At 38.8% G+C, this 22,529-nt stretch carries 19 protein-coding genes; 2 read left to right on the forward strand and 17 right to left on the reverse strand.

Annotation, left to right across the window (positions count from 1 at the left end):
- Positions 1 to 244 precede the first annotated feature (244 nt).
- Together AC2FA3_RS10000 and AC2FA3_RS10005 are read right to left on the reverse strand one after the other, a co-directional pair.
- On the reverse strand, positions 245 to 1,534 hold the full coding sequence (locus AC2FA3_RS10000; RefSeq protein WP_183619033.1) for an adenylosuccinate synthase: 1,290 nt from the start codon (positions 1,532 to 1,534) through the stop codon (positions 245 to 247).
- Between the two features lie 180 nt (positions 1,535 to 1,714).
- The gene (locus tag AC2FA3_RS10005) at positions 1,715 to 3,031 is read right to left on the reverse strand and encodes an ATP phosphoribosyltransferase regulatory subunit (protein WP_490509422.1); all 1,317 of its coding nucleotides are present in this window, start codon (positions 3,029 to 3,031) and stop codon (positions 1,715 to 1,717) included.
- 590 nt (positions 3,032 to 3,621) lie between these two features.
- On the opposite strand from AC2FA3_RS10005, the gene AC2FA3_RS10010 reads away from it, so the two are divergent.
- Complete coding sequence (locus AC2FA3_RS10010; protein ID WP_490509423.1) at positions 3,622 to 4,011, forward strand: DUF2237 family protein; 390 nt, start codon at positions 3,622 to 3,624, stop codon at positions 4,009 to 4,011.
- Between the two features lie 135 nt (positions 4,012 to 4,146).
- On the forward strand, positions 4,147 to 5,370 hold the full coding sequence (gene corA / locus AC2FA3_RS10015; protein ID WP_490509424.1) for a magnesium/cobalt transporter CorA: 1,224 nt from the start codon (positions 4,147 to 4,149) through the stop codon (positions 5,368 to 5,370).
- 124 nt (positions 5,371 to 5,494) lie between these two features.
- On the opposite strand, the gene AC2FA3_RS10020 is transcribed toward corA, so the two are convergent.
- The 15 genes from AC2FA3_RS10020 to AC2FA3_RS10090 all read right to left on the reverse strand — a co-directional run bounded on the left by AC2FA3_RS10020 (position 5,495) and on the right by AC2FA3_RS10090 (position 22,527).
- Positions 5,495 to 6,082, reverse strand: a complete 588-nt coding sequence (locus AC2FA3_RS10020) for a phosphate-starvation-inducible protein PsiE (protein ID WP_490509425.1) — start codon at positions 6,080 to 6,082, stop codon at positions 5,495 to 5,497.
- Positions 6,082 to 6,987, reverse strand: coding sequence for a bifunctional methylenetetrahydrofolate dehydrogenase/methenyltetrahydrofolate cyclohydrolase FolD (folD, locus tag AC2FA3_RS10025; protein WP_490509426.1), 906 nt, complete (start codon positions 6,985 to 6,987; stop codon positions 6,082 to 6,084). The genes AC2FA3_RS10020 and folD overlap by 1 nt, the downstream gene beginning before the upstream one ends.
- Positions 6,988 to 7,254: 267 nt before the next feature.
- Positions 7,255 to 7,989, reverse strand: coding sequence for a sugar transferase (locus AC2FA3_RS10030; RefSeq protein ID WP_490509427.1), 735 nt, complete (start codon positions 7,987 to 7,989; stop codon positions 7,255 to 7,257).
- Positions 7,990 to 8,130: 141 nt separating this feature from the next.
- On the reverse strand, positions 8,131 to 9,285 hold the full coding sequence (locus tag AC2FA3_RS10035) for a glycosyltransferase family 4 protein (protein WP_490509428.1): 1,155 nt from the start codon (positions 9,283 to 9,285) through the stop codon (positions 8,131 to 8,133).
- A gap of 190 nt (positions 9,286 to 9,475) precedes the next feature.
- A complete protein-coding gene (locus tag AC2FA3_RS10040; protein ID WP_490509429.1) occupies positions 9,476 to 10,459 on the reverse strand; it encodes a hypothetical protein in 984 nt (327 codons plus the stop codon).
- A 414-nt stretch (positions 10,460 to 10,873) separates the two neighbouring features.
- Positions 10,874 to 12,832, reverse strand: a complete 1,959-nt coding sequence (gene asnB / locus AC2FA3_RS10045) for an asparagine synthase (glutamine-hydrolyzing) (protein ID WP_490509430.1) — start codon at positions 12,830 to 12,832, stop codon at positions 10,874 to 10,876.
- A gap of 10 nt (positions 12,833 to 12,842) precedes the next feature.
- Positions 12,843 to 13,607 (reverse strand): hypothetical protein, encoded by a 765-nt coding sequence (locus AC2FA3_RS10050; RefSeq protein WP_490509431.1) that lies wholly within the window; start codon positions 13,605 to 13,607, stop codon positions 12,843 to 12,845.
- Positions 13,607 to 14,287, reverse strand: a complete 681-nt coding sequence (locus AC2FA3_RS10055) for a haloacid dehalogenase-like hydrolase (protein ID WP_490509432.1) — start codon at positions 14,285 to 14,287, stop codon at positions 13,607 to 13,609. Before AC2FA3_RS10055 ends, AC2FA3_RS10050 begins: the two co-directional genes overlap by 1 nt.
- Positions 14,284 to 15,516 (reverse strand): glycosyltransferase, encoded by a 1,233-nt coding sequence (locus AC2FA3_RS10060; protein ID WP_490509433.1) that lies wholly within the window; start codon positions 15,514 to 15,516, stop codon positions 14,284 to 14,286. Before AC2FA3_RS10060 ends, AC2FA3_RS10055 begins: the two co-directional genes overlap by 4 nt.
- A gap of 131 nt (positions 15,517 to 15,647) precedes the next feature.
- On the reverse strand, positions 15,648 to 16,601 hold the full coding sequence (locus tag AC2FA3_RS10065) for a polysaccharide deacetylase family protein (RefSeq protein ID WP_490509434.1): 954 nt from the start codon (positions 16,599 to 16,601) through the stop codon (positions 15,648 to 15,650).
- Between the two features lie 171 nt (positions 16,602 to 16,772).
- Positions 16,773 to 18,644 (reverse strand): asparagine synthase (glutamine-hydrolyzing), encoded by a 1,872-nt coding sequence (gene asnB, locus AC2FA3_RS10070; protein WP_490509435.1) that lies wholly within the window; start codon positions 18,642 to 18,644, stop codon positions 16,773 to 16,775.
- Positions 18,644 to 19,729, reverse strand: coding sequence for a glycosyltransferase (locus tag AC2FA3_RS10075; protein WP_490509436.1), 1,086 nt, complete (start codon positions 19,727 to 19,729; stop codon positions 18,644 to 18,646). Before AC2FA3_RS10075 ends, asnB (AC2FA3_RS10070) begins: the two co-directional genes overlap by 1 nt.
- Before the next feature lie 144 nt (positions 19,730 to 19,873).
- A complete protein-coding gene (locus AC2FA3_RS10080; protein ID WP_490509437.1) occupies positions 19,874 to 20,773 on the reverse strand; it encodes a glycosyltransferase family 52 in 900 nt (299 codons plus the stop codon).
- A gap of 55 nt (positions 20,774 to 20,828) precedes the next feature.
- Positions 20,829 to 21,890 (reverse strand): pseudaminic acid synthase, encoded by a 1,062-nt coding sequence (gene pseI / locus AC2FA3_RS10085; protein WP_490509438.1) that lies wholly within the window; start codon positions 21,888 to 21,890, stop codon positions 20,829 to 20,831.
- On the reverse strand, positions 21,880 to 22,527 hold the full coding sequence (locus AC2FA3_RS10090) for a formyltransferase family protein (protein WP_490509439.1): 648 nt from the start codon (positions 22,525 to 22,527) through the stop codon (positions 21,880 to 21,882). The genes pseI and AC2FA3_RS10090 overlap by 11 nt, the downstream gene beginning before the upstream one ends.
- Between the last annotated feature and the right edge of the window lie 2 nt (positions 22,528 to 22,529).

Here is a 22,529-nt window from a genome sequence, read left to right on the forward strand (position 1 = left end):
TGAGAAAGTCGCCTAAGAGCTTATGCTTTTAGAATTCCCCATTTGAGTTTGTCGAAAGTGGTGGGAGTATGTCAATATAATGATTGAGGCTATAAATGATAGGGTTAATTTAGGAAAGTCGCTTGTATAAAGCCAAAAACCGCTACTTATTTATCTATCATTACTCATTCATTATTATAACAAAAAACCCCAATGCTCAGCATTAGGGTTTTATGAATTACTTATAACATAGGGTTATCACTGACTAAGCATCATACGGATCACGTAATACAATCGTTTCTTCACGGTCAGGACCAGTTGAGATAATATCAACTGGGCAACCAATCAACTCTTCGATACGTTTGATATATATTTTGGCGTTTTCTGGTAGGTCGTCATAGTTGGTGATACCAACGGTTGACTCGCTCCAACCTTGTAAGGTTTCGTATTTAGGCGTTACTGACTCATAGAATTCAGCATCATGCGCGCCAGCACATTCAGTTTCAGGTAGGTTATAACCGACACCTATTAGCAATTCTTCTAGACCGTCTAATACGTCAAGCTTAGTCAAGCAGATACCTGACATAGAGTTAAGTACCACAGCACGGCGTAATGATTCGGCATCGAACCAACCACAGCGACGCGCGCGACCAGTGGTTGCACCAAACTCATGACCGACTTTGGCTAAATGCGCGCCAACATCATCAAACAATTCAGTTGGGAACGGACCGCTACCAACACGCGTGGTATACGCTTTAGTGATACCCAATACATAGTCTAAATACAATGGACCGATACCCGTACCAGTAGATACACCGCCCGCGGTTACGCTAGAGCTGGTGACAAATGGATAAGTACCATGGTCGATATCAAGCAACGTACCTTGCGCACCTTCAAACATCAGGTTCTTGCCAGCAAGACGTAATTGATTTAGGTCTTCGGTCACATCGGTAACCATGCCTTTAATCTCTTCTTTCCACTCTTGGCAAAGCTTAAACGTCTCATCAAAATCAATGGCGTCAACTTTATAATACTGAGTCAGTTGGAAGTTATGATATTCGATTAAGTTACGTAGTTTTTCTTCTAAGTCATCACGGAACAAGTCAGCAAGCTTAATCGCACGGCGCGCAACTTTATCTTCATAAGCTGGTCCAATACCGCGACCTGTCGTACCGATTTTACCAGTGCCGCGCTTAGCTTCACGTGCTTGGTCAAGCGCTACGTGATAAGGCATGATCAATGGGCAGTTTGGTGAAATACGTAGGCGCTCACGTACTGGCACGTTGTTGTCTTCTAGCTCTTTCATCTCTTTTAATAATGCGTCAGGTGCTAACACCACGCCATTACCGATAAAGCAAGTCACGCCTTCACGTAAGATACCTGATGGAATTAGATGTAAAACGGTGGTTTTACCATCAACGACTAGGGTGTGACCAGCGTTATGTCCGCCTTGAAAGCGTGCAACTGCTGCGGCTTTTTCGGTCAGTAAATCAACGATTTTACCTTTACCTTCATCGCCCCATTGGCTACCCAAAACTACGACATTCTTACCCATGATTAATCCTTACCTTGATGTATTGAGGTGTGTGCAATAACGGTTTAAAACTGAAATTATGCTAAAAAATATAATTAAAAGTCATTCTTTAGCGGTTTAATAACTCAGTCATTTAATGATATTTCTTTAAATAGATTTTAGATTCAAGATATAGCTTTTAAAATTAAATAGCATTTAAATTTAGATAGCTTCTAGCTGCCACTGATTATTCGCAAAGTTTAAACGATGCGTCATCGCTGCTGGACGGTCATCGAACGTTAATGGCATAGTGACGCGGTAGCCTTGCTGACGTAAGCTTGTGACCTGCTGCAATAATATTTGCATTTGTGCTTTATCAGCATTAGCCTGCTTTAATGCCTCATAATCAACCAATACAATAATCGGTGACTCAAGCTGTGTGTGCGCCAGCAAACGGCTGACATCCATACTAAAGCCTGTCGCTTCACGTGGCTGCTTCGCACTTAATTGCCCCACGCTCTGCATACCATCAAAGCGGCCGCCACGTACCAGTGGCTGAGTTTCACTATTGATATAGCCGTTAAAGATAATACCCGTATGATAATGATATCCCGACAGTTCGGTCACATCGATACTTACTGGGCACTGCCACTGTGCTTCTAAGTGTGCTTTTAGACGTTGTAGCTCATCGACAGCCGTCACAATGTGCATATCTTGCTTGGCAGTATCTGACAGTGTGTCTAATAACTTTGCCATATCATGACCAAAGCGTGCCAATGCGTAAAAATCATCACCCATTTTCAGTAACTGACAGACACGTTTTAGCTCTGGCAAATTTTTATTGGCATAAAGGTGCATCAATTGCTCGGTATCATTATCCGACAACTCAGCCAGTGCTGCCAAGCGCTTAAATATCGCCACATGACCCAAGTCAATATGTAGCGCTGCGCTCATATCTAAGCTGTTGACCATACTAAACAGCACATCTATCAGCTCAATATCAGCTGCAAGCTCGCCGCAACCAAATATCTCCGCACCGAGTTGTAGCGGTGTACGCGAGCCAAAGAGTCCTGAAGGCAACGTATGAATGACGTCGCCTGCATAGCAATAACGCGCAATTCCATGACCGCCGTGATGGGCATCAATACGCAAAATCTGCGGGGTAATATCGGCGCGCACGCCCATCAAACGACCAGTCAGCTGATCGATAATCTTAAAGGTTTGGCGCTTTAAATCTTCTGAAGCGTCACTTAATAAAGATTCGGTAAACTCAATCATCGGCGGATTGACCAACTCATAGCCATGGCTAATAAGCTGATTGATCAATTGATGTCTCAGTACTTCTTGTTTATGGGCATCTTCAAACAGCACATCGACAACCCCATCAGGCAGCAGCCAGCTGTTATTGGCAACATCGCTGGCAAAGTTGCTTAGATATGGCAGGCCATTAGCGGTAGCAGGATTATCAGCAGGCTGAGTCGCCGCTGGTTTTGTCGTATTTGACTGGGCAGGTTTTGCAGAATCAGAACTGGCAGACACAATGAATCCTTGTTTGGCGTATCGCTTACCAAAAACGCGGTACTGATGCGGTACTAAAAGGTTGTATTTACAATTGCAGGGATGCAAGGCGTTTTGTATTTTTGACGCGCAACATCACTGACCCAATTATCTATAAGCAAACTAGGTGACCGCAAAAGGGTGAGTAATAAGTATAAGTTAGGATGATAAGACGAGTATCTTTATGCCCTAAAAAATTATGATAAATAATCAAGGCACTTTATGCTTTAGTTTAGCATAGCAGCCAAGCTTCGCCTAGTGACAATTAACCCCAATTACTATCTAATTCATGGTCAAAAGGTTTACAGCCTTCATTATTAATAATGGATACATTCAGCACGAATAACTGTAAATAAAAAGTAATAGCTATCGTTGATAAAAGTAACACAGAGTTATTTATGCTAACTATCTTTCATGATTTTTACTTATTTTCTAGAATCTCGTTTCTTAACATCACTACTTATTAGCATTACTGTTTCTGTCAGCCTGAAGCGTTGCGGTCTGTTACTTGCATAACGCCTTATCACTAGACTCATGTTACACTAAAGCATATTTTTATCTGGGAAAGCCTTATGTCATCTGATTACCACCCAAATCCTGCCGTCAATCAAACCAACGTCCTCGGCACTGCCCTTGCCAGCTGTTGTTTTGACCCGCTTACTGGCTATTATCGCAATGGCTTTTGTCATACCGGCAACCACGATGTTGGTCAGCATACCGTGTGCGCTAAGATGACCAGTGAGTTTTTAAACTTTTCTGCCAGTCGCGGTAATGACTTGATTACGCCGCTGCCTGAGTATGGTTTTACCGGTCTACAGCCTGGTGATTACTGGTGTATTTGTGCACTACGCTGGGTTGAAGCGTTAGATTTCGATATTGCCCCGCAAATAAAGCTTGAAGCCTGTCACGAAAGCTTATTAAGTTTGGTTGATATCGAAACGCTAAAACGCTTTGCACTGTAATGACAGCAAACATTAAGAAGAAGCTGTAAACAAGACTTACCTTCAAGCATGAAGTAAAACCTAACCAGACAATACTTAAGCGGCTTTCATAGATATTGTTATCACTATTTTTCTACTTAGACTAAAGGAGAAGGTATGAAGCAAGATGATGACCTGATTGTCAAACCGACAACGCGTATCACACCTGACTCTAATGTCACCCTTACCGACCCTAGCATGGGCGATGAGCGCTCTTATTTAGACAATTACGATAGCTATGACAGCTATATTTATGGCGATGCCGACGCGACGGTCGAAGACACAATTGAGACGATGACCGTCTATGATCCTGACTCTGAACGCTATGAGGATATCGATTTATCCAGCGATGACGAAGTGGTTAATTGCTATGCTTACTCACGTAAAACAGGCGAAAAATTAAATAAGGTGGCGCTGAATGATGTCAGTCGTGCTCTAAGCAATAGCGGTCAATTTATCTGGCTTGGTCTTTATGACCCAAGTTTAGAGACCATGGTCAAAGTCAGAGATGCTTTTGAGCTGCATGAGCTGGCGATTGAAGATGCCTTTGCCGAACATCAGCGGGCTAAGGTTGAGAACTACGACAATGACATGATATTTGTGGTGCTGCGTACCGCCAAGCTCGAAGACAATGTGATTCGTTATGGCACCACTGCGATATTTATGGGCAAAAACTACCTTATTACCATTCGTAATGGTCCTTCCAACTCCTATATGCCCGTACGCGAACACTGTCATCGTCGCCCAGAAAAGCTGCGCATGGGACCTATCTTTGTCCTGCATGCCATACTCGATTTTATCGTCGATAATTATATGCCGATTACCGATCGCTTGGGCAGTTATCTACGTGAGCAAGAACGTAATATCTTTACCTATGAGTTTAATAAAGAAACGCTTAGAAATCTGTATGAATTAAAATCACAACTGGTTCATATGCGCGCGGTTATTTTACCGGTACAAGATATCTGTAGCTTCTTTATCAATCACGATAAAAGCGACTTAATCTCGCCCTTTTCTCATGCTGCTAAACCCTACTTCCGAGATGTGAATGACCATTTGCTACATTCTTTGGATGCCATTAACGGCTTAAATGAGATGCTAAGCGTGGTCATGAATACCTATCTTGCTATGGTCAATATGGGACAGAATGAGGTGGTACGTAAACTTGCCGCTTGGGCTGGTATTTTAGCGGTACCAACGGCGATTGCTGGTATCTATGGGATGAACTTTGACTTTATGCCAGAGCTGCATTGGGAATATTCTTACCTTGTTATCATGGCCGTTATCTTCTCGCTATGTAGCTTTTTATACCTTAATTTTAAACGCTTGGGTTGGTTGTAACTTAAGCGGCTTTCTCAGATTTCAGACAAAAAAATGGGCTGCTATTAAATTGGCAACCCTTTTTTATTAACAATTATTAATTATCAGCCATTCATCAATAATGTTGATTGAAAATAACAAAACCTTATTTCCGATAATGGGTGCTATCGACGCTCGGCAGATGATGCTCGGTACTGGTCACTTGATGATCATCCAAATAATCTTCTGGTCGCCCAAACATCTTGGCCGTCCACGTCAGTATAACGATTGAGGCACTCAGCACCATAATGGCAAAGGAAATCGTTGCCAAGAGCCAGAGATGAAAGTTATCTGATACCGCTTGTACATCGACGACCAGATGTCGTGATAAAGCGGTAATCGCGATAAATATCAAAAACTGCACTGGCAGACGATGGGTCTTAAAATAAATTCCAATCATCGCCAGTAGCTCAAGATAAATAAACAGTAATAAGATATCTTTTAAATCTGCTGAGCCTTTTTGAAAAATAACAAAGAACTCTTTGCCCGCTGTCCAAACTACCACCACACTAATTAAAAACAAAATAATATAGTGGCAAATATCGACAAACTCACGGCCGATATGTTGCATGCGCTCATGTATTCCCATCTTTGGCTTTGATACATGAGCGGTGTTGGTTTGTTGTGCTAGATGGACTTTACTATTTTTCTGTTCCGATTGCTGTTCTGGTTCTTGCTCTGACAGCGGCTTCATTAGCTGACTGCACTGTTGTATAAACCAGCAGACTTTTCAGCAGCATCGACTGTTTGGCGAATAAGGGTATTAATGGTCATAGGTCCAACGCCGCCTGGGACTGGTGTGTAAGCACTGGCTATACTTTCTACGCCTTGCAATTCGATATCACCAACGCCGCCATTATCCGTTGGATGGAAGCCTGCATCGATAACTACTGCGCCTGCTTTAATCCAATCAGCTTTAATCAGCTCAGGCACACCCACTGCACCAACCACGATATCAGCACGCTTAATATGCGATTCTAAATCCTGCGTTCTTGAATGACAAATCGTCACCGTACAGTTGGCATTTAATAGCATCATTGCCATTGGTTTGCCCAAGATGGCACTGCGACCAACGACCACTGCCTCTTTACCTGCCAGCTCAATACTATGATGCTCTAGTAAATGCATGATACCTTGCGGCGTACATGAGCCGTAAGCAGATTGCTGCATCGCCATACGGCCGAAGCCCAAACAAGTCACGCCATCGACGTCTTTTGCCAAATCAATCTGCTCAAAGCAAGCGCGCTCATCGATATGCGCGGGTACTGGATGCTGCAGCAAAATACCATGAACGTCTGGATTGCTATTAAGCTCATCTATCTTTGCCATTAGCTCTTCGGTGGTTGTCACACTTGGCATCTCAACTCGTATAGAATCCATGCCGACACGCTTACAAGCATTGCCCTTCATACGCACATAAGTCGCAGAAGCAGGATCTTCACCGACCAATATCGTCGCTAGGCTTGGGGTACGTCCTGTCTTAGCTTTAATAGCGTCTACACGCGTACTCAGTTGCTGTTCTATTTGTTTAGCAAGTGCTTTACCGTCCAAAACGGTAGCAGATCCTTGGGCAGTTGACGTAATAGACGCAATTGACATAGTAACTCCAATAGAGGGTGCGATAAAAAAAGTAAAGACAGCGCCTGCAGTATTTTTGCATGCCTGTCTTATGAGCGGTCAATTCTTTTTGACCGTTAATTGAGACTGATATTGTACCTGTCTGAGCTAAAAAATCCTAGCGCACTTTAAAGAGCCAACGATAAAGAGCTAATAATATAACCACTTTTATAAGTGTTAGGTAACTTATATAACTGAATAGACTTTTAATAAAGCATGATGCTTATACATCTTATTTTCAATACTGGACTAAACATTGGTGTTACGCTTTGAAAAATGCCTATTCAGACATCGACGGCTTAACAAGCTTCTCCTAACACTAGCGTTTATAACTTTATATCTTCGTTGCTTATTACCAGTAAATCGACTCATTGTAGCTTCTCCCTCTGCACAAATGCCATGCTTTGTTATAACTAGCCCCACTGTTTTAAATAATATTTGAATATCTAACCAGATTGATTGATTACTAACATACCAAATATCGAGTTCAAAGCGTTTTTCCCAACTGATATTATTACGACCATTGATTTGCGCGTAACCCGTAACTCCTGGTTGAACTAAGTGCCTTTTAAACTGCTCTTCACTATATAGTGGCAAATATTCCATAAGCTGAGGGCGCGGCCCTACTATACTCATTTCACCTTTGAGCACATTCCATAGTTGAGGTAACTCATCGAGACTACTGGCTCGAAGTTGCTTACCAAAATTTGTAAGACGATATTCATCAGGCAAGAGATTACCTTCAGAATCTTTCTCATCACTCATTGTCCGAAATTTAATAATCTCAAATGTTTTACCATTAAGACCGGATCGAGCTTGACGAAATAACACAGGTGCTCCAAAGTTTTTCCTAACTTTGTATGCCACCAAGATAAAAATAGGCAGCATTAAAAATAAGGCCATTAGAGCAATGCTCACGTCGAATATCCTTTTAAGCATTTTAAACCTCCTATGTAGAGCAATTGACGATATACCCAGACCCATAATGCTTTTATTATATATTAAAATTTAAATATATAAATCCTTATAAACGAATATATTAGATAAACTTGTTTTTAAAATAAAAATAATTAGACTTTGTATTGCTTAAAACGATACTTCTTAAGTTCGTTTAGATATAGAAACTTACTCTAATCCCATCTCAGCTATCATATGAGCGTTTACCTTTCTAACGTCATACTTATCTACCGCAATAACTCTAGAAGCCGACCCCATTTGTTCATAAAGAATGGGATACTCTATGAACTGACGCATGGCATCTATCAACTCAGTAACGGCTTGGACGGGAACTAGATAACCATTTATACCATTGGTTACCGTCTCCCTACACCCAGGTGCATCCGTCGTAATAATAGCTCGTCCCATTGACATAGCCTCTAACACAGAGCGTGATGTGCCCTCGCGATAAGACGGTAATACATAGACTGAACTGGCCGCTATGACAGGGCGAACATCTTTAAGCTGACCCCAATAGATAATGTCACCATCTGCTATCCATTGATCCAACTGTGTTCGCTCAATGGCTGCTGGGTTTTCATCTATTGAGCCTACTAGATGAAATTCGGCATCAGAATACTCTCTCTTTATCTGTTTAGATGCTTCGACATATTCCACTATTCCTTTATCTTTGAGCAGTCTAGCGATCAACAAAAAAGAAGGTTTGATGCCACCTGATTGATTCCTAGGTAATGGAAGTACATTGAAGTCATTTAAATCTACCCCTGAGCCGTTTACCACTATCGTAGGAGTCATTGAATGAACTATATTTAGTTTTTTTAATAAATTTAAGTCATCATTATTTTGAAAAAACACCTTAGAAGACTTTGCTAATGCTTGTTGGTAAAGCGCATGTACAAATTTTTGAAAAATGCTACGCTTATTGGTTTCTTCTACTTGCTGAAAGGTATAACCCAATCCCGAAAACAACACAAAACGATAGGATACTCCGGCCAACCATGCTGCTAATGTTCCATATACCACAGGCTTTACAGTGTAAGAAAGTACATATTCTGGTTGAATTCTCTTTAATATCTGATAAATATGAATAAAGGTCTTTATATCTTTAACTGGATTAGTTCCTGTTCTTTGCATAGCAATCTGATGGATATGATATCCACGATTTATAAGCTCATCATGGTCTGCAGCATACTTCTCTAAAATAGGAGAAACAATGTGTATCTCATACCCTAATTGAGCAATGGCCTCCAAAAGCTTGCCTCTAAAGTTAAATACATTATGCAAACAGTTAGAATATATTAAAAACTTTTTTATAGTAGTCATAATGTATTTAACCTAGTTTTTGAGTCATGTAAAAAAATGACTATTAATAATGCCATCACAAAACTTATCTTAATAGATATATTTATATATTCACATATATAAATATACTATAGGTAGTTTTCATACTAATTACAATAGAAGGACATAAATAATTTATATTTATACCTTTGAGAGATGTGGTTAAGAATTTTTACTGATCGATTTTAGGAAGTGGGGTGTTATTTGGAAGTTCTTCGTTAGAAAATAATGTGCGAATGTCGCAGTCAGCACATACGAACAGCACATATATCATAACGAATGGATATCTATAACGAACAGCTGTTCCATAATTAAATACAACTAAGCCATATACAGACATCGATAAAGCCATAAATAACAACCAAAAAGCAAGATTATCAGGACTTTTCATCCAAGCTTTACGAGTTATCAGAAACAAAATGGCAAGTACAAATAAATTTTCAAATGATTGAATCAAAGGTAGAAAGCCACTCGCTTCCCACAGAAATGGTTTAGATAAGAAGTAAACACCCGACGTCAAACCTTCAACGACAAATTCTCCTGCTCCAGAAATAAGCATAATTTCTTCAGCTTTCCCTCCATCTTCTACAAACATAGCCGCCCTAAAATGATTGATTTGAGGGATAGCTATCGGAGCAGCAAGAAGCAATCCAGCTAGACTAATTAGGCTTATAGTTACTGCTTTTGCTAACCCCATACCCTTTTTAGCCACATTGAAAATAAAATACATTAGAACAATAGGACCTAAAATAAAAAAGTTCTGAAACTTAATTAAGTACAAAGGAATAATAAACAAAATACTTTTAAGGATCTTAGACTCACGCGAATAGACAACCGTTAGCACCATAAAAAATAGAATGAGAGTTTCTCTCAAGCTTAGCGCTGTGTATAGAGCCATGCTTGGAAACAGCAGATAAAACCATATTGATACTTTTGTAAAAATATTTTTTACATACAAAGCGAAGAACAAAACGATATAGAGAAAAGTATTATAGAATCCTAAACTAATAGGAGAAACTGGCGATGGAAATGGTAACAGTGCGAGCATAGCACTGGCTTGAAAAACATTATCACCCCCTGTAAATGCTTCAATCAACCCTAGCTCTCCAGATCTTATAGCATTCACTCCCTCCCAATATCTAAACTGATCGCCCATATATGACGTACTGAACATTACGTCATTTAGAATAAAAGGAAGCAAACAGTGTAAAGCAAGGACTACTTGATAATTGGATGGAACCTTAAACTTGTATCCAACAGTGACAATTAGCAACAAGCATATCAGCAGACTAGGTAACTCAAAAAGTCTGGTCCCTAAAAATCCATACGTATAAATCCAACTTAGGTCTGACATTAGTTTGTCTCTATATTTTTAATAAAAAATTCAAATGACATGTCTGTTTTGGCTATTATCAAGGCACTGTTGTGATTAGCCTATTGGAGCGTTCTAATTTAACCTACTGGCTGGCTTTATACGGCTATGTTTTAAAAGGTATCCTGCTGATTGTAGTCTAATAACTATTTATATTCAAAAAAATAAATATATTTATCATTTTGCTATCCATATAAATCACTGTGTCTCAAGCCAGGCTTGGAACATTAATATATTCCATAGTTGATCTTGATGGTTATATTTACCGCTCAGATGTTCTGTCCACATCATACGTATGGATGCAGGATAAAAATAACCTTGCTGTAGTAATAGCGTTTCATCTAGTAATGCTTCAGCCCAATCCCGTAATGAGCCTCGTAACCAGTCGTGTAAAGGTAGGCTGAACCCCATTTTAGGCCGTTCAATCAATTGGCGAGGAACATGACGAAATAGTACCTGCTTCAGCAACCACTTACCTTCACCATGACGTATTTTGTAATCCAATGGCATGTTCCAGGCTAATTCAACAATACGATGATCTAGCATCGGCACTCGGGTCTCTAAGCCATTAGCCATAGCAGCGCGATCAACCTTTACCAAGATATCATCAGCCATATAAGTCTGTGCGTCCATAGCCATCATCGCATGTTGAAAGCTATCTGTTTTCGGCCAACAATTTATATCACTTATCAAAGTACTAGGTTCTTTTGCACCTATGACTAACGTCTCAGGCTGCTGCCAATGACTGGTCAATGACTGGTAAAAATCCTGCTCACTATCAATATTTAGCACACCTGCTAGCTTGTGAACCTTATCTCCAGGAGCACTCAATCGTAATCCTTTAGGTAGAATAGGATTAAGCGTTGTGAACATAGCATCCCAACTATTTGGTGCTAGATTAGTCAGCATACTCGATGCGAAGCGTCGCATTGGTCTAGGCAATTTACGATTTTTATTCCAAACTTGCTGAGCCATGAGGTAGCGATTGTAGCCTCCAAATAGCTCATCACCCCCATCACCACTTAAGGCAACCGTCACATGTTCACTTGCTAACTGACTGACTAAAAAGGTCGGGATTTGTGAGCTGTCTGAAAATGGCTCACAGTATATAGACGATAATTTCGGTATCACTGATAAAGCATCTTTAGAGGTTATATAAAGCTCAGTATGTTCAGTACCAATGTGCTTAGCCACAGCTTTTGCATGCGTTGCTTCGTTATATCCTTCATCCTCAAAACCAATCGTAAAAGTCTTAATTGGCCGCTCGCTTTGCGCTTGCATTAAGGCAACTACTGTACTGCTATCTATACCACCGCTTAAAAAAGCACCAAGTGGCACGTCTGATTGCATTTGACTGCCAATACTCTCCACAAGTGCTGATTCTAAAATATCAACGGCTTGCTCTGGACTGCCAGTAAAAGGATCTTCTAGCCCTGTTTCAACTACCGTATTAAAGCTCCAGTAGGCCTTGGGTACCGCTATTTTAGCTGTTTGCAATTCTGCTAAAGGTAATTGTAACCAATAACCAGGTCGCAACTTTTTAATGCCTTGATAAATACTATAAGGAGCAGGGATGCAGTTGTGACGCAACAGTAAAGTAATGGAATCACGATCAATGTCTGCTTTGAACATAGGGTGTGCTTTCAAAGCTTTTAATTCAGAACTAAAGAATAAACTATCGTCTTGCCAACCCCAATATAAAGGTTTTTCACCCATCCTATCCTTTGCTAGAGTCAGTAGTTTTGTTTGCTTATCCCATAGAGCAATGGCAAACATACCTACCATAGCTTGTAGTGTTTTTTCTATGCCCCAAGCTACAAAGCAAGCGAGCATGGTCTCGGTATCTGAATGACCTTTCCATTCGATTAAGAAGCCTTCTTGATTAAGCTGTTGACGTAGTTGCAGATGGTTATATATCTCACCATTAAACACCACCACATATCGTCCACACACAGAATGCATAGGCTGTGCACCTGCAGGCGACAGCTCTAGAATGGCTAAACGCCGATGACCAATAGCTAAGCCAATAGTTTCATCCAGCCAACTATCGCCAGCATCCGGACCTCTATGATAAAGAGTATCGTTCATCTGCGTGATACAAGCACGCATCTCTATGTTACTTGATAGGTCTTGGCGAAAACCAACAATACCACACATAAAACACTCCTTAGTTTAGACGACCATGGCGCAACCAACTGCTACCGGCAGCTGCTAACGCGATAATAGAATAAATAGCACAAAGCAGAACAAAACCACGAGCTTCATCGTAAGGAGCTAATGCTAAGACCCCTGTCAAAGGCATTAAAAAAAATACCAGTCTAAAACGAATTCTTTGACGACCAGGCATCTTTAGCAACCCTTTACTATCAAGATAACCAAAAAGACGGAAAGCAGCATAAATAATACCTGCTGCTAGGGCGATACCCATCCTATAACGATCTTCTACCACAAATATGACTGGTGCCATAAATCGAAACCAGGCCAACCAAAGAAAGGTTGCCACCTTAAACTCTCGATCAACAAACATATTATGCAGAGCGAATACGATGGACAAGGCTAAAAAGAAACTCCACCATGCCAATACTTCTTGCATATTTAGTAGAATAGTTAATGCTATAAAAGCCAGTATTCGAAAAGCAATCCACGTAAGAATCCACATAGTAGGTGCATTTTGAGGACCGCGCCGACGACCATCTTTCTCTTTACGTGCCGCGAATAAGTCATTTACAAGATAGCCGATCTCATACAAACTGATAAATGCAAAGTATACTAAGATAGCCTGTATCAAAGCTTGAAACGGTGGGATTCTACCCAAAGCCATCACAAGTATTGCTGCACTTAGCCACTCAAATAGAGCATGAAAAACCCAACTTCCATTACGCAGACGCGTATTATAGAAGTAACTAAATGGCAATATATAGATTATATTCATCAGCTTAGCCTTATATAAGTAGCGGTTAATCCTGCCCAGCGCTCCTTATGAAACGCTTTATGCAAAACTACATAAGCTCTCCTTGCACCACTTAATAATTCTCGATCTGTTATATTGTCACTGATAGCATCGTAAAAGCTGCTACTCAAGTCATTACCAATAAGATCACTTAATGCTTGTATTTTTAATCCAGTTAAGTCACTTCTATAACGACCTGTTAATACACCATCATTACTCTCAAGCTCACTAGCAACAAACCTTACATCCAGCTGCTTTGCCATTGCCGAAACGATAGGTTGTAAACTGGCAGAAGCCAATATTATGTGTTTGTCTTTTATCGCCGGTGTAATGACATTCCAAACAGCAGGGACCTTTCTATTATCCAATAACCATTGTGCATAAACGTCTGCATTTAATTCGAGAGAGCTGACCGTATCGTCTTTCAGCATTCTAACGAGTAGGTGTTTTAAAACATGTTTATCGGTGAGACGCTCAATCACTGCTATTCCTAATCGAAACGGACTACGATGTGCGGTCAAAGCACGAAGCATTGGCAAACGCCATTGACGTTCAGGCTGCTGAGAAAAATGCACTCTGAGCAGGCCTAATGTTGTATCGTCATAGACCAATGTGCCACAAACATCCGTTATAAATAAGGTAGCATTTGAATTATTGGTCATAGTGTCTGTTCCAGCTGCTCGTAAATTTTTTTATAACTTAATTCTGCAACATGGAGATCTAATTCGGATTTAGCTCGCGCGCGTAGATTGGGCCCTCCCATCTTCTTAAGACTATCAAGTGAAGATACGATATCAGATAGGCTGTCAGGCTTATCTAAATCTATAACTGCACCTGCTTTTAGCCTAGCCGTCATATCATCTATGTCACCAATTCCAGCATTACTAACGACAGGCACACCTACCGCAAGCGCTTCGGCTATTTTAGTAGGTGAGCTTGCTATTTTTGAATAAGCAGGCTTAATGAAACTAAGCATTAAATCAGAGCAACCTATATAAGAAGGCACTTGGTCACGTTTGGCTTCATGCACATGTATACGCGTACGCAAATGTGACAAGCCAAGCGCAATTATTAATGCCTCATGTTCCTCTCGCCAATCCTTAGTAATCAATAAAAAGTGTACATCTTTTCGCTCAGTAGCTGCTTGGCCGAACAGTTGTAGCATTTCGTCTAACATATACCAAGTTCCCAAAGAACCTAAGTATGAGAGTACAAAAGCATTTTCAGGCAATCCTAGCTCCTTACGAGTAGCCATACGCTGCTTAGCAGTAGGTAGGATAAAATGCTCAAAGTCTGCACAGCAAGGAATCACTGAAATGGGAGCAGACATATCTGGTGACAGCTTGTATAGTTCAGGTACTACTCGTTCTGTAAGAGCCACAATATGACTGGCGCTCAAAAGAAGATTACCCTCTACACGCTTATACAACTTAAATATTGAAGCATCAATACTGTTGTCTAGCTTCCAAATATCGCCATCTACTCTCTCGTCAACCCAGAGGCCGCGCATATCAAACAAGACCTTTACTCCGGTAAGCTTACGCAGTAATACTCCAACCTGCATGGCTTGATAGCTACGACAATGGATCACGCCAAAACGATGTTTAAGCTGCAAATATAAAGCAACTTCATACATGCGAGACAAATCCCAAAGCTTGCCTAACCTACCGAAACGTGTCGTGAAAGACAAAGGTGTCCATCCTATGCCAGAACTAGCCAATTCTGCTTTTAATAACTCACCGCCTGCGTTAAAACGTGCAGGTTTTTCATAGCTTAAAATATGTAAAGGACGAGGGTGCTGACGAATACTATGTAAATACGGTAGTATTTGGCTACCACCTAAAGGATCTAGCAAGCCATCATAAGAGATAAACAATACTGAGTTACTCATAGATACTCCGTCATATTTTAGAGGTATGTAAAGCTAGCTATATTATGGTAATAAACACATAACGATAAAATTACACTAAAACCTTTCTCTTATAATAAATTTATAAAAAAGCTATAGCTTTAACATAATTTCTATATTAATAGAGCTCTTCTACCAAATGATTTGTACTTTGCCTCTTCCATACTACTGACATCAAATGTAAATCTATTAAAAACACCGCTAGTAGCATCACTATACTTATCACCTACCAATAAAACACTCCGGAAACCGTATTCTTTAGCGAGGACTATCTGCTCAGCTGTGGCACTGCCATTTGGGAAACAATAAATATCGCAATCAAGTTGCAGGCTTTCTAAAAAATATTCTTTACATTTTTTCAGATCATTTAAAAAATATTCTTTATTTTGATTTTCCATTGATAAATGTTCAAAGGAGTGAGCGCCAATTTCATGTATTGGAGATATCTGCATGATATCTTTTTTGGTCATTACTGAAGCACAAAGGAACTCTGGATAGTTTAGTAGAAATCTTAGTAACTCAGCCCTGCAAGGTATAAATTCAGCTTCAGGAAGGTATTTAATAAAAAAAGATGCTTTTATACCCAATTTATCTCGTTCAATAATAGCAGTATCTATCTCTAGAGGTATTTTTTTTAGAAGTTCAGTAGGCGCTTTTCCAATAAAGTCTTGTAGCAAGACATTTACAGGTGGTAAACCAGTTTCGATACAGTGAGGAATTACATTTTGATTGACTCGAACATTATGCTTTTCTAATATGGGTACCGCATACTCTATAAAATCTTTGTAGCCATCATCAAATGATAATATTAATTTTGGTTTGTGTGTTTTTATTCTTTCGAAATTACCAAATAAACAGATATGAAATTCTTTCGTCAGATAACCAAGTAGCTTATCAAAAAATATGGGACATATTGCCTTATACGCACTACCTGTGTCAGGCGATACTCTATGCAAGTTAAGAACTGTCACTATATTGTTTTTAACCAACTTCTCCCTTCTAGACTCTAATCTAGATTTTTCTGCTAGCATAAAAAACATAACTCTCTTCAACAATTGACTTCCCATCAACCCACCTTTTCCTTTAAGTGTATCCTACCAAGATAAATATAATTAAAAACCAACCCACGGTTTATACGAATTTAAAGAACCTGATTTTTTAAGTTCGATTAAGGGCGTAAAGCAATCATACAAAAACAAAATAATCATATCGACACCTTTATTATCAATTGATAAAAACTATTTATTACATTCAACAAAATCTATATTTTCTGAAAGCCACATTTGGAACATTAGTAAAACCCAAACCTTATTATCATCGTTTTTTTTCGCATAAAATGCTTCTAATAATTTTGATATATAACCATAGTCAAAGATATTATAATTTTTGATTAACTCTTCACCCAAGTATTGGTCTACAAGATACTTAAGATCTTCTCGGAGCCAATCATTTATTGGTATACCAAAACCTTGTTTCTTCCTAAGAAATAGCTCTTCAGGAATATAATTACCTAGAATAATTTTTAATATACCTTTATTTTTTTTATAAGAAACTGGTAAGCTTGCAGCAAATTCAATTATCTTATGATCAAGCAAGGGTTCTCGTCCTTCTAAAGACGCACTCATTGTCGACCTATCTATTTTAACCATTAAGTCATCAGGTAAATAACCCTTGAAATCTGAAATCATCATTTTTTCTAAGTTCGATGTGGTAGCAGGTATATCTTTAGAGAAAAAATAACCTTCTCTTATTAAACCCTTAATCTCATCTTTTGAAAATACAGAATTTGCAACTTTGAAAGTATTCACGATATCATCATGATCTAGCATATTTTTAAATTTTATGACTTTATTGTACAATCTTCCATTAAATTTATTTTGTATAAAAATAGGAACAGGGAATATATTAGATATTTTTCTTAATTTTTTTCTAAATGGGAATTTAGATAGCAGTTTAAACCTTTTTTCCATAAGTACGTAGCTTGGGTACCCACAGAATAATTCGTCACCCCCATCACCAGACAGCACAACTGACACTTTTTTTTTCGCAAGTTCAGAAACTAAAACAGTTGGTATAGCAGAGCTATCTGCAAATGGCTCATCGAATATCTTTGGTAACTTCGTTATAATTGCTAAAGCGTCTTCTTTATTACAAATAAGCTCGCTATGATTTGTACCTAAGTGTTTAGCTATTTCTTTGGCATAGTTAGATTCGTCGTACTTCTTATCCTCAAACCCAATAGTAAAAGTATTAATAGGTATTTTGCTATATTTTTGGACGATTGCTGCTACTAAAGAACTATCTATGCCACCGCTAAAGAAAACACCTAAAGGGACATCTGCTATCATACGGAGATTGAAAGCTTCAATGATAGTAGCTTCTAACTCTTCTGCAATATCCTCTCTTGCAACTTGATTCTCATAAAACTTATTAATATTCCAGTAGCACTCTTTGACCAAAATTTTTGATTCAATATCATATTTTAAATAATGACCGGGAAGTAGTTTTTGGACAGTTTTAAATATAGTTTTTGGAGCGTGAATATACCCAAACTGCAGATAAGAAGATACCGCTTCGAAATCTATCTCTTTATTGAAATCGGGATAGTTCAGAAGAGGTCTTAATTCACTTGAAAATATTAATGCATTATCTGTTTGAGAGTAATATAGAGGTTTTACACCTGCACGATCTCGGAAAATTATAATTTCTTGTTGTTCAGAATCGTAAATTGCAAAGGCAAACATACCTCTAAATCGTTCTACACAATCTATTCCCCAAAAATGATAAGATTTTAAAATTACTTCTGTGTCACTATTTGAGTCAAACGAATAACCTTCTGATATTAAGTCCTGCCGTATATCCTTGAAGTTATAAACCTCTCCGTTGTATATAATAGCTAGGTGCTCATAGAGCATAGGCTGGTGACCATTAGAACTGATGTCTATTATTGATAGCCTTCTATGACCTAGAAATATAGAGCATGAATCTAAAGAAAAAACCTCTACACCTTCATCATCTGGGCCACGGTGTTTCAAGCTATTTAACATCTCATTAAATAAATTCGCATTTATACTTTTTTTATAATCTACTATTCCTAATAATCCACACATTATTTAATAGCTCCAATATATTGTTTCGCAATTTTATCCACTGAAAAATCAGCTGCACGACCCTTTAAAGCATTTATATTATGTTGATCATTAAGGGATTTATACATAGCATTGGCTAAGGCATTAATATCACCAACTGGCACTAACCTTCCATACCGCTCGTTTTCAAGAATTTCTCTTGGTCCTGACTGACAGTCGGTAGAAACTACCGGTGTACCAACACTCAGGGCTTCAATCAATACATTGCCAAAGCCTTCGCAGTTAGATGAAAGGACTAATAAGTCAGATGAAGCCATCCATGCAGAAGGGTTTCTACTAAAGCCTGCAAAGTTAACCCGTTCAGCTATATCTAACTTTACGGCTAGAGCTTTTAGATCAGCTAATAAATCTCCTTGCCCCAATATCGTTAGACAAGCATCTTCTTTTTTAAGAAGCAGGGAAAATGCTGCTAGTAGCGATGGGTAGTCTTTTTCCTTTTTCAAAGCCCCAACAGCGATTATTTTTTTACCTTTATAATTTTTCCAACTCCTAAAGCCTTCCTCTTTTGGGCAAAGATCTGTATTGATTTCTACAGGATTAGATATAACGGTAATACTTTTACGTCTTAGCCCACCCATTCCGCACAAATCATCAGCAACACCATCAGATACTGCAACTATCGCGTCAGCAAAAGGATAAACCAAACTTAAACTATATTTAAAAAACCAGCGCGTTGATTTTTTTTTCATCAAAGGAGCTTGAGAAAAGGTGGTATGATCTGAGACTACAACCGAGCCAGATAGTTTCGCTGATTTGAATGCAACAACTGCCAATAACGTCAAAGGCCACATCGATGCTAATACCACATCCGGCTTTTCACTTTTAAAATATTTTAATAAGGGCTTAAACACATAACGTATGCGATCTGCTTTCAAGTCTATGATTCGAATTTGGCTGTTTAGCTCTAATAAGAATTCTCCCTGAGCTTTACTCAAGACCATATCAACTTTAAAACCTTGTTTGATAAACTCGTTAGCTAGCAAAAGAGCTACCTTTTCTGCTCCGCCACACCGAAGATCTGGTAAAAAAAACGCAATTTTTTTCATTGTTATTTAGCCTTTTTTAAGCAGATTGTTGTCTAAGAATCTTTTTATATATTTTCCTTCGTATTCATAGAAATACTTTCTATAAATCTTATAATCTTACTTATTAAAACAGCTTATAAAAAACTGCTTTTTTAATACCATTAATCAAACTTCAGAAAGCAAGTCAATAAATCTGATATGCTCATTAGCTTTTAAGGAATAAGAGACGGTTGTGTCAATATGGTATACGGTTAATTCGTTATTATTAGCACTCTGTATATACTTTAGTACTGCTTCTGCAGGACTATACAATTTAACTGCTTTTGTATTTTCAAACCAACTCTCTTCCCGCGGATGCATGATATACAACCCTACATCATCAATGATTTTCATTACGTTTTTTTTAAGCTTTACTTGCTGCCTAATGCTGAAATCTTGAAACGCGGTTCCTAATAAAATAGTATTAGTATTCATCGGCAATTTATCTAAATCCCTGCTATCTAACAGTTCACTCCAATCCCAATCAAGATTGACTACCCTATCTTTTTCTACGATATTATCTAAATCAGGGAAAACGGTATAATGACGCTTGGTTTTATCTCTTAAATACTTAGCTCCCCCATTAGGGAAAACCATTTTAGAAATAAATCCTTTTACTCCTTTTCTAGCGAGCGCGTTCTCATTAAAATACGCTGAAGACTTGATCACATTGTACGAGCCATCGTCGAATGTATTAACCTCTAAACTAGGAAAAAATATATTTGAAAGTGCGAAAGGATAGCTATCAATTACGGCTAAAAAAATTTTACCGTTGGTTATAAGTGCCATTGACTGTGATACGGTAAACTTTAAAAAATTGACTGAAATTCTACTACTGCAAAATACACTTATAGTAAAAAAAGCATTTTTCCTGATTTTTTTATAAGTAGTATAATATTCAGAGTCATCTTCATATTTATTATCCAGATAACAAAATACTAAGATATATTTACTTATATTCTCTACATTTATTATCTTTTCAACAATTAAAGACTGTAGTCTAGTTCTTACGATAAACACATCCATCTTATACACTCCAATATATTTAATCGTTCGACCGTCCTACCTATATTCTTACAATCTATTCAAACAATCCTTCTACGGTATCGCTAGTAAGAGCAGTGCTGGCATTGATGTTCCGTGTTACCTTTTTACCTATCACTTCATGCAGATATTTTGGAGCTAATCCAAATCCAGGACGCACACTGCGTACAGAGTCTTCAGCTATCGTATCGCCTTCTGCCATATCTTTTACAAAATATAATGAGCGCCGAAACTTGATATTATTTTTTTCGCTGGCTTTTCGACTGTAATCTACTTGTCCAAGCGCTTGCCACGCTGTCTTAGTATCGCGACATAGCGCAATCAGATCTGCAGGCTCTAATGAAAAGCTGTCATCAGGTCCGCCACCATTACGATCAAGGGTGAAGTGCTTCTCGATGATAGAGGCTCCAAGGGCGACACTTGTGATTGCGGTGGTGTTATCAAGAGTGTGATCTGACAAACCTGTCACTAGCCCAAAGCGCTCTATCATATCTGCAAGAGTACGTAGATTATAATCGGCAGCAGGCGCTGGGTAACCACTGACACAGTGCAAAATAGCAAGCTCCTTACAGCCGCCTACACGTGCAGCATTTATCGCTTCTTCTATCTCTTCGGCACTGGCCATACCAGTAGATATAATCATCGGCTTGCCAGTGCTAGCAACGTACTTAATCAATGCTAAATCAACGGCCTCAAAAGATGCTATTTTGTATGCAGGTGCTCCTAGATCCTCGAGTAGGTCTACAGCAGTGCTGTCAAAAGGGGAGCTAAATATCGTAATATCTAACTGACGAGCATGATCGAACAGCGGCTTATGCCAGTCCCAAGGAGTATGAGCCCAATCATACAAATCATATAAAGTACGTCCAGCCCATAAACCATCTAAAATTTGAAAATCCGGCAAGTCTGACTTTAAAGTAATCGTGTCAGGTCTGTATGTTTGCATTTTAATGGCGTCAGCACCGGCGCGTTTGGCCTCTTCTATAATACGCAGAGCTATATCAAGTTGGCCATTATGGTTTGCCGACATCTCAGCAATGATATAAGGGGCTTGATTACGACCTATGATGCGACCATCAATATGAATGTTATTTGTCATTTACCTTCTCCAGAATAAGCTTATATCTCTCTCCATAAAGCTCTATATATGCGGGGAAACGATCAGGATCACAGACTCGAATTTTATCAAATTGGCTCTCAATACTTTTATAGGGATCAATTTCACTATCATTTAGTGTCCGCTTTGGATAATACGTCGGTTCTATATCTAGGGCTTGTGACTTAGCTGAAACACTCTTAAAATTACCAACCGCAAAATCTATTAACTCAATTTCTTTTTCAAATAACTGAGCATTAATTTCATTCCATAGGGCATGTTTAGGCACTTGAAAATTTAATTTTTTCCATATTTTGCCGCTATCTACCTCATCATTAGCTTCTAGTAGTGTCAGAGTTATCTCCTCCTTACCTTCTATAATGCTCCATATATGAGGACTCCAGCCCCTACCTTTAGGTAAGTCACTGGCATGCAGTACTAAGCAGCTAATATAGGCGTTGCGCTCTTGGCTACTTATAATCTCTGTACAGGAAATGAGAAATAATATGTCACCTCTGGACAGATCCTTTTTCTGACGTACTAGCTCTATCTCATGTTTGCTATTGTTCTTTTTTATCCATGCATATAGATAGTCATTGACGGGGTGCCTAGGATTACTACATAAAAAGCTGATTTTCATAA

The organism is Janibacter sp. CoH_79_TC_3 (assembly GCF_058197955.1).

What these genes read in the sequence shown, in the direction of transcription:
- AC2FA3_RS10040 (WP_490509429.1), bottom strand. Translation starts at nt 10,459, where the DNA reads ATGGGCGATCAGTTTAGATATTGGGAGGGAGTGAATGCTATAAGATCT.
- AC2FA3_RS10050 (WP_490509431.1), bottom strand. Translation starts at nt 13,607, where the DNA reads ATGAATATAATCTATATATTGCCATTTAGTTACTTCTATAATACGCGT.
- folD (WP_490509426.1), bottom strand. Translation starts at nt 6,987, where the DNA reads ATGTCAATTGCGTCTATTACGTCAACTGCCCAAGGATCTGCTACCGTT.
- AC2FA3_RS10000 (WP_183619033.1), bottom strand. Translation starts at nt 1,534, where the DNA reads ATGGGTAAGAATGTCGTAGTTTTGGGTAGCCAATGGGGCGATGAAGGT.
- AC2FA3_RS10080 (WP_490509437.1), bottom strand. Translation starts at nt 20,773, where the DNA reads ATGGATGTGTTTATCGTAAGAACTAGACTACAGTCTTTAATTGTTGAA.
- AC2FA3_RS10010 (WP_490509423.1), top strand. Translation starts at nt 3,622, where the DNA reads ATGTCATCTGATTACCACCCAAATCCTGCCGTCAATCAAACCAACGTC.
- AC2FA3_RS10075 (WP_490509436.1), bottom strand. Translation starts at nt 19,729, where the DNA reads ATGAAAAAAATTGCGTTTTTTTTACCAGATCTTCGGTGTGGCGGAGCA.
- AC2FA3_RS10055 (WP_490509432.1), bottom strand. Translation starts at nt 14,287, where the DNA reads ATGACCAATAATTCAAATGCTACCTTATTTATAACGGATGTTTGTGGC.
- asnB (WP_490509435.1), bottom strand. Translation starts at nt 18,644, where the DNA reads ATGTGTGGATTATTAGGAATAGTAGATTATAAAAAAAGTATAAATGCG.
- AC2FA3_RS10065 (WP_490509434.1), bottom strand. Translation starts at nt 16,601, where the DNA reads ATGGGAAGTCAATTGTTGAAGAGAGTTATGTTTTTTATGCTAGCAGAA.
- pseI (WP_490509438.1), bottom strand. Translation starts at nt 21,890, where the DNA reads ATGACAAATAACATTCATATTGATGGTCGCATCATAGGTCGTAATCAA.
- AC2FA3_RS10020 (WP_490509425.1), bottom strand. Translation starts at nt 6,082, where the DNA reads ATGAAGCCGCTGTCAGAGCAAGAACCAGAACAGCAATCGGAACAGAAA.
- corA (WP_490509424.1), top strand. Translation starts at nt 4,147, where the DNA reads ATGAAGCAAGATGATGACCTGATTGTCAAACCGACAACGCGTATCACA.
- AC2FA3_RS10060 (WP_490509433.1), bottom strand. Translation starts at nt 15,516, where the DNA reads ATGAGTAACTCAGTATTGTTTATCTCTTATGATGGCTTGCTAGATCCT.
- asnB (WP_490509430.1), bottom strand. Translation starts at nt 12,832, where the DNA reads ATGTGTGGTATTGTTGGTTTTCGCCAAGACCTATCAAGTAACATAGAG.
- AC2FA3_RS10030 (WP_490509427.1), bottom strand. Translation starts at nt 7,989, where the DNA reads ATGGGTCTGGGTATATCGTCAATTGCTCTACATAGGAGGTTTAAAATG.
- AC2FA3_RS10035 (WP_490509428.1), bottom strand. Translation starts at nt 9,285, where the DNA reads ATGACTACTATAAAAAAGTTTTTAATATATTCTAACTGTTTGCATAAT.
- AC2FA3_RS10090 (WP_490509439.1), bottom strand. Translation starts at nt 22,527, where the DNA reads ATGAAAATCAGCTTTTTATGTAGTAATCCTAGGCACCCCGTCAATGAC.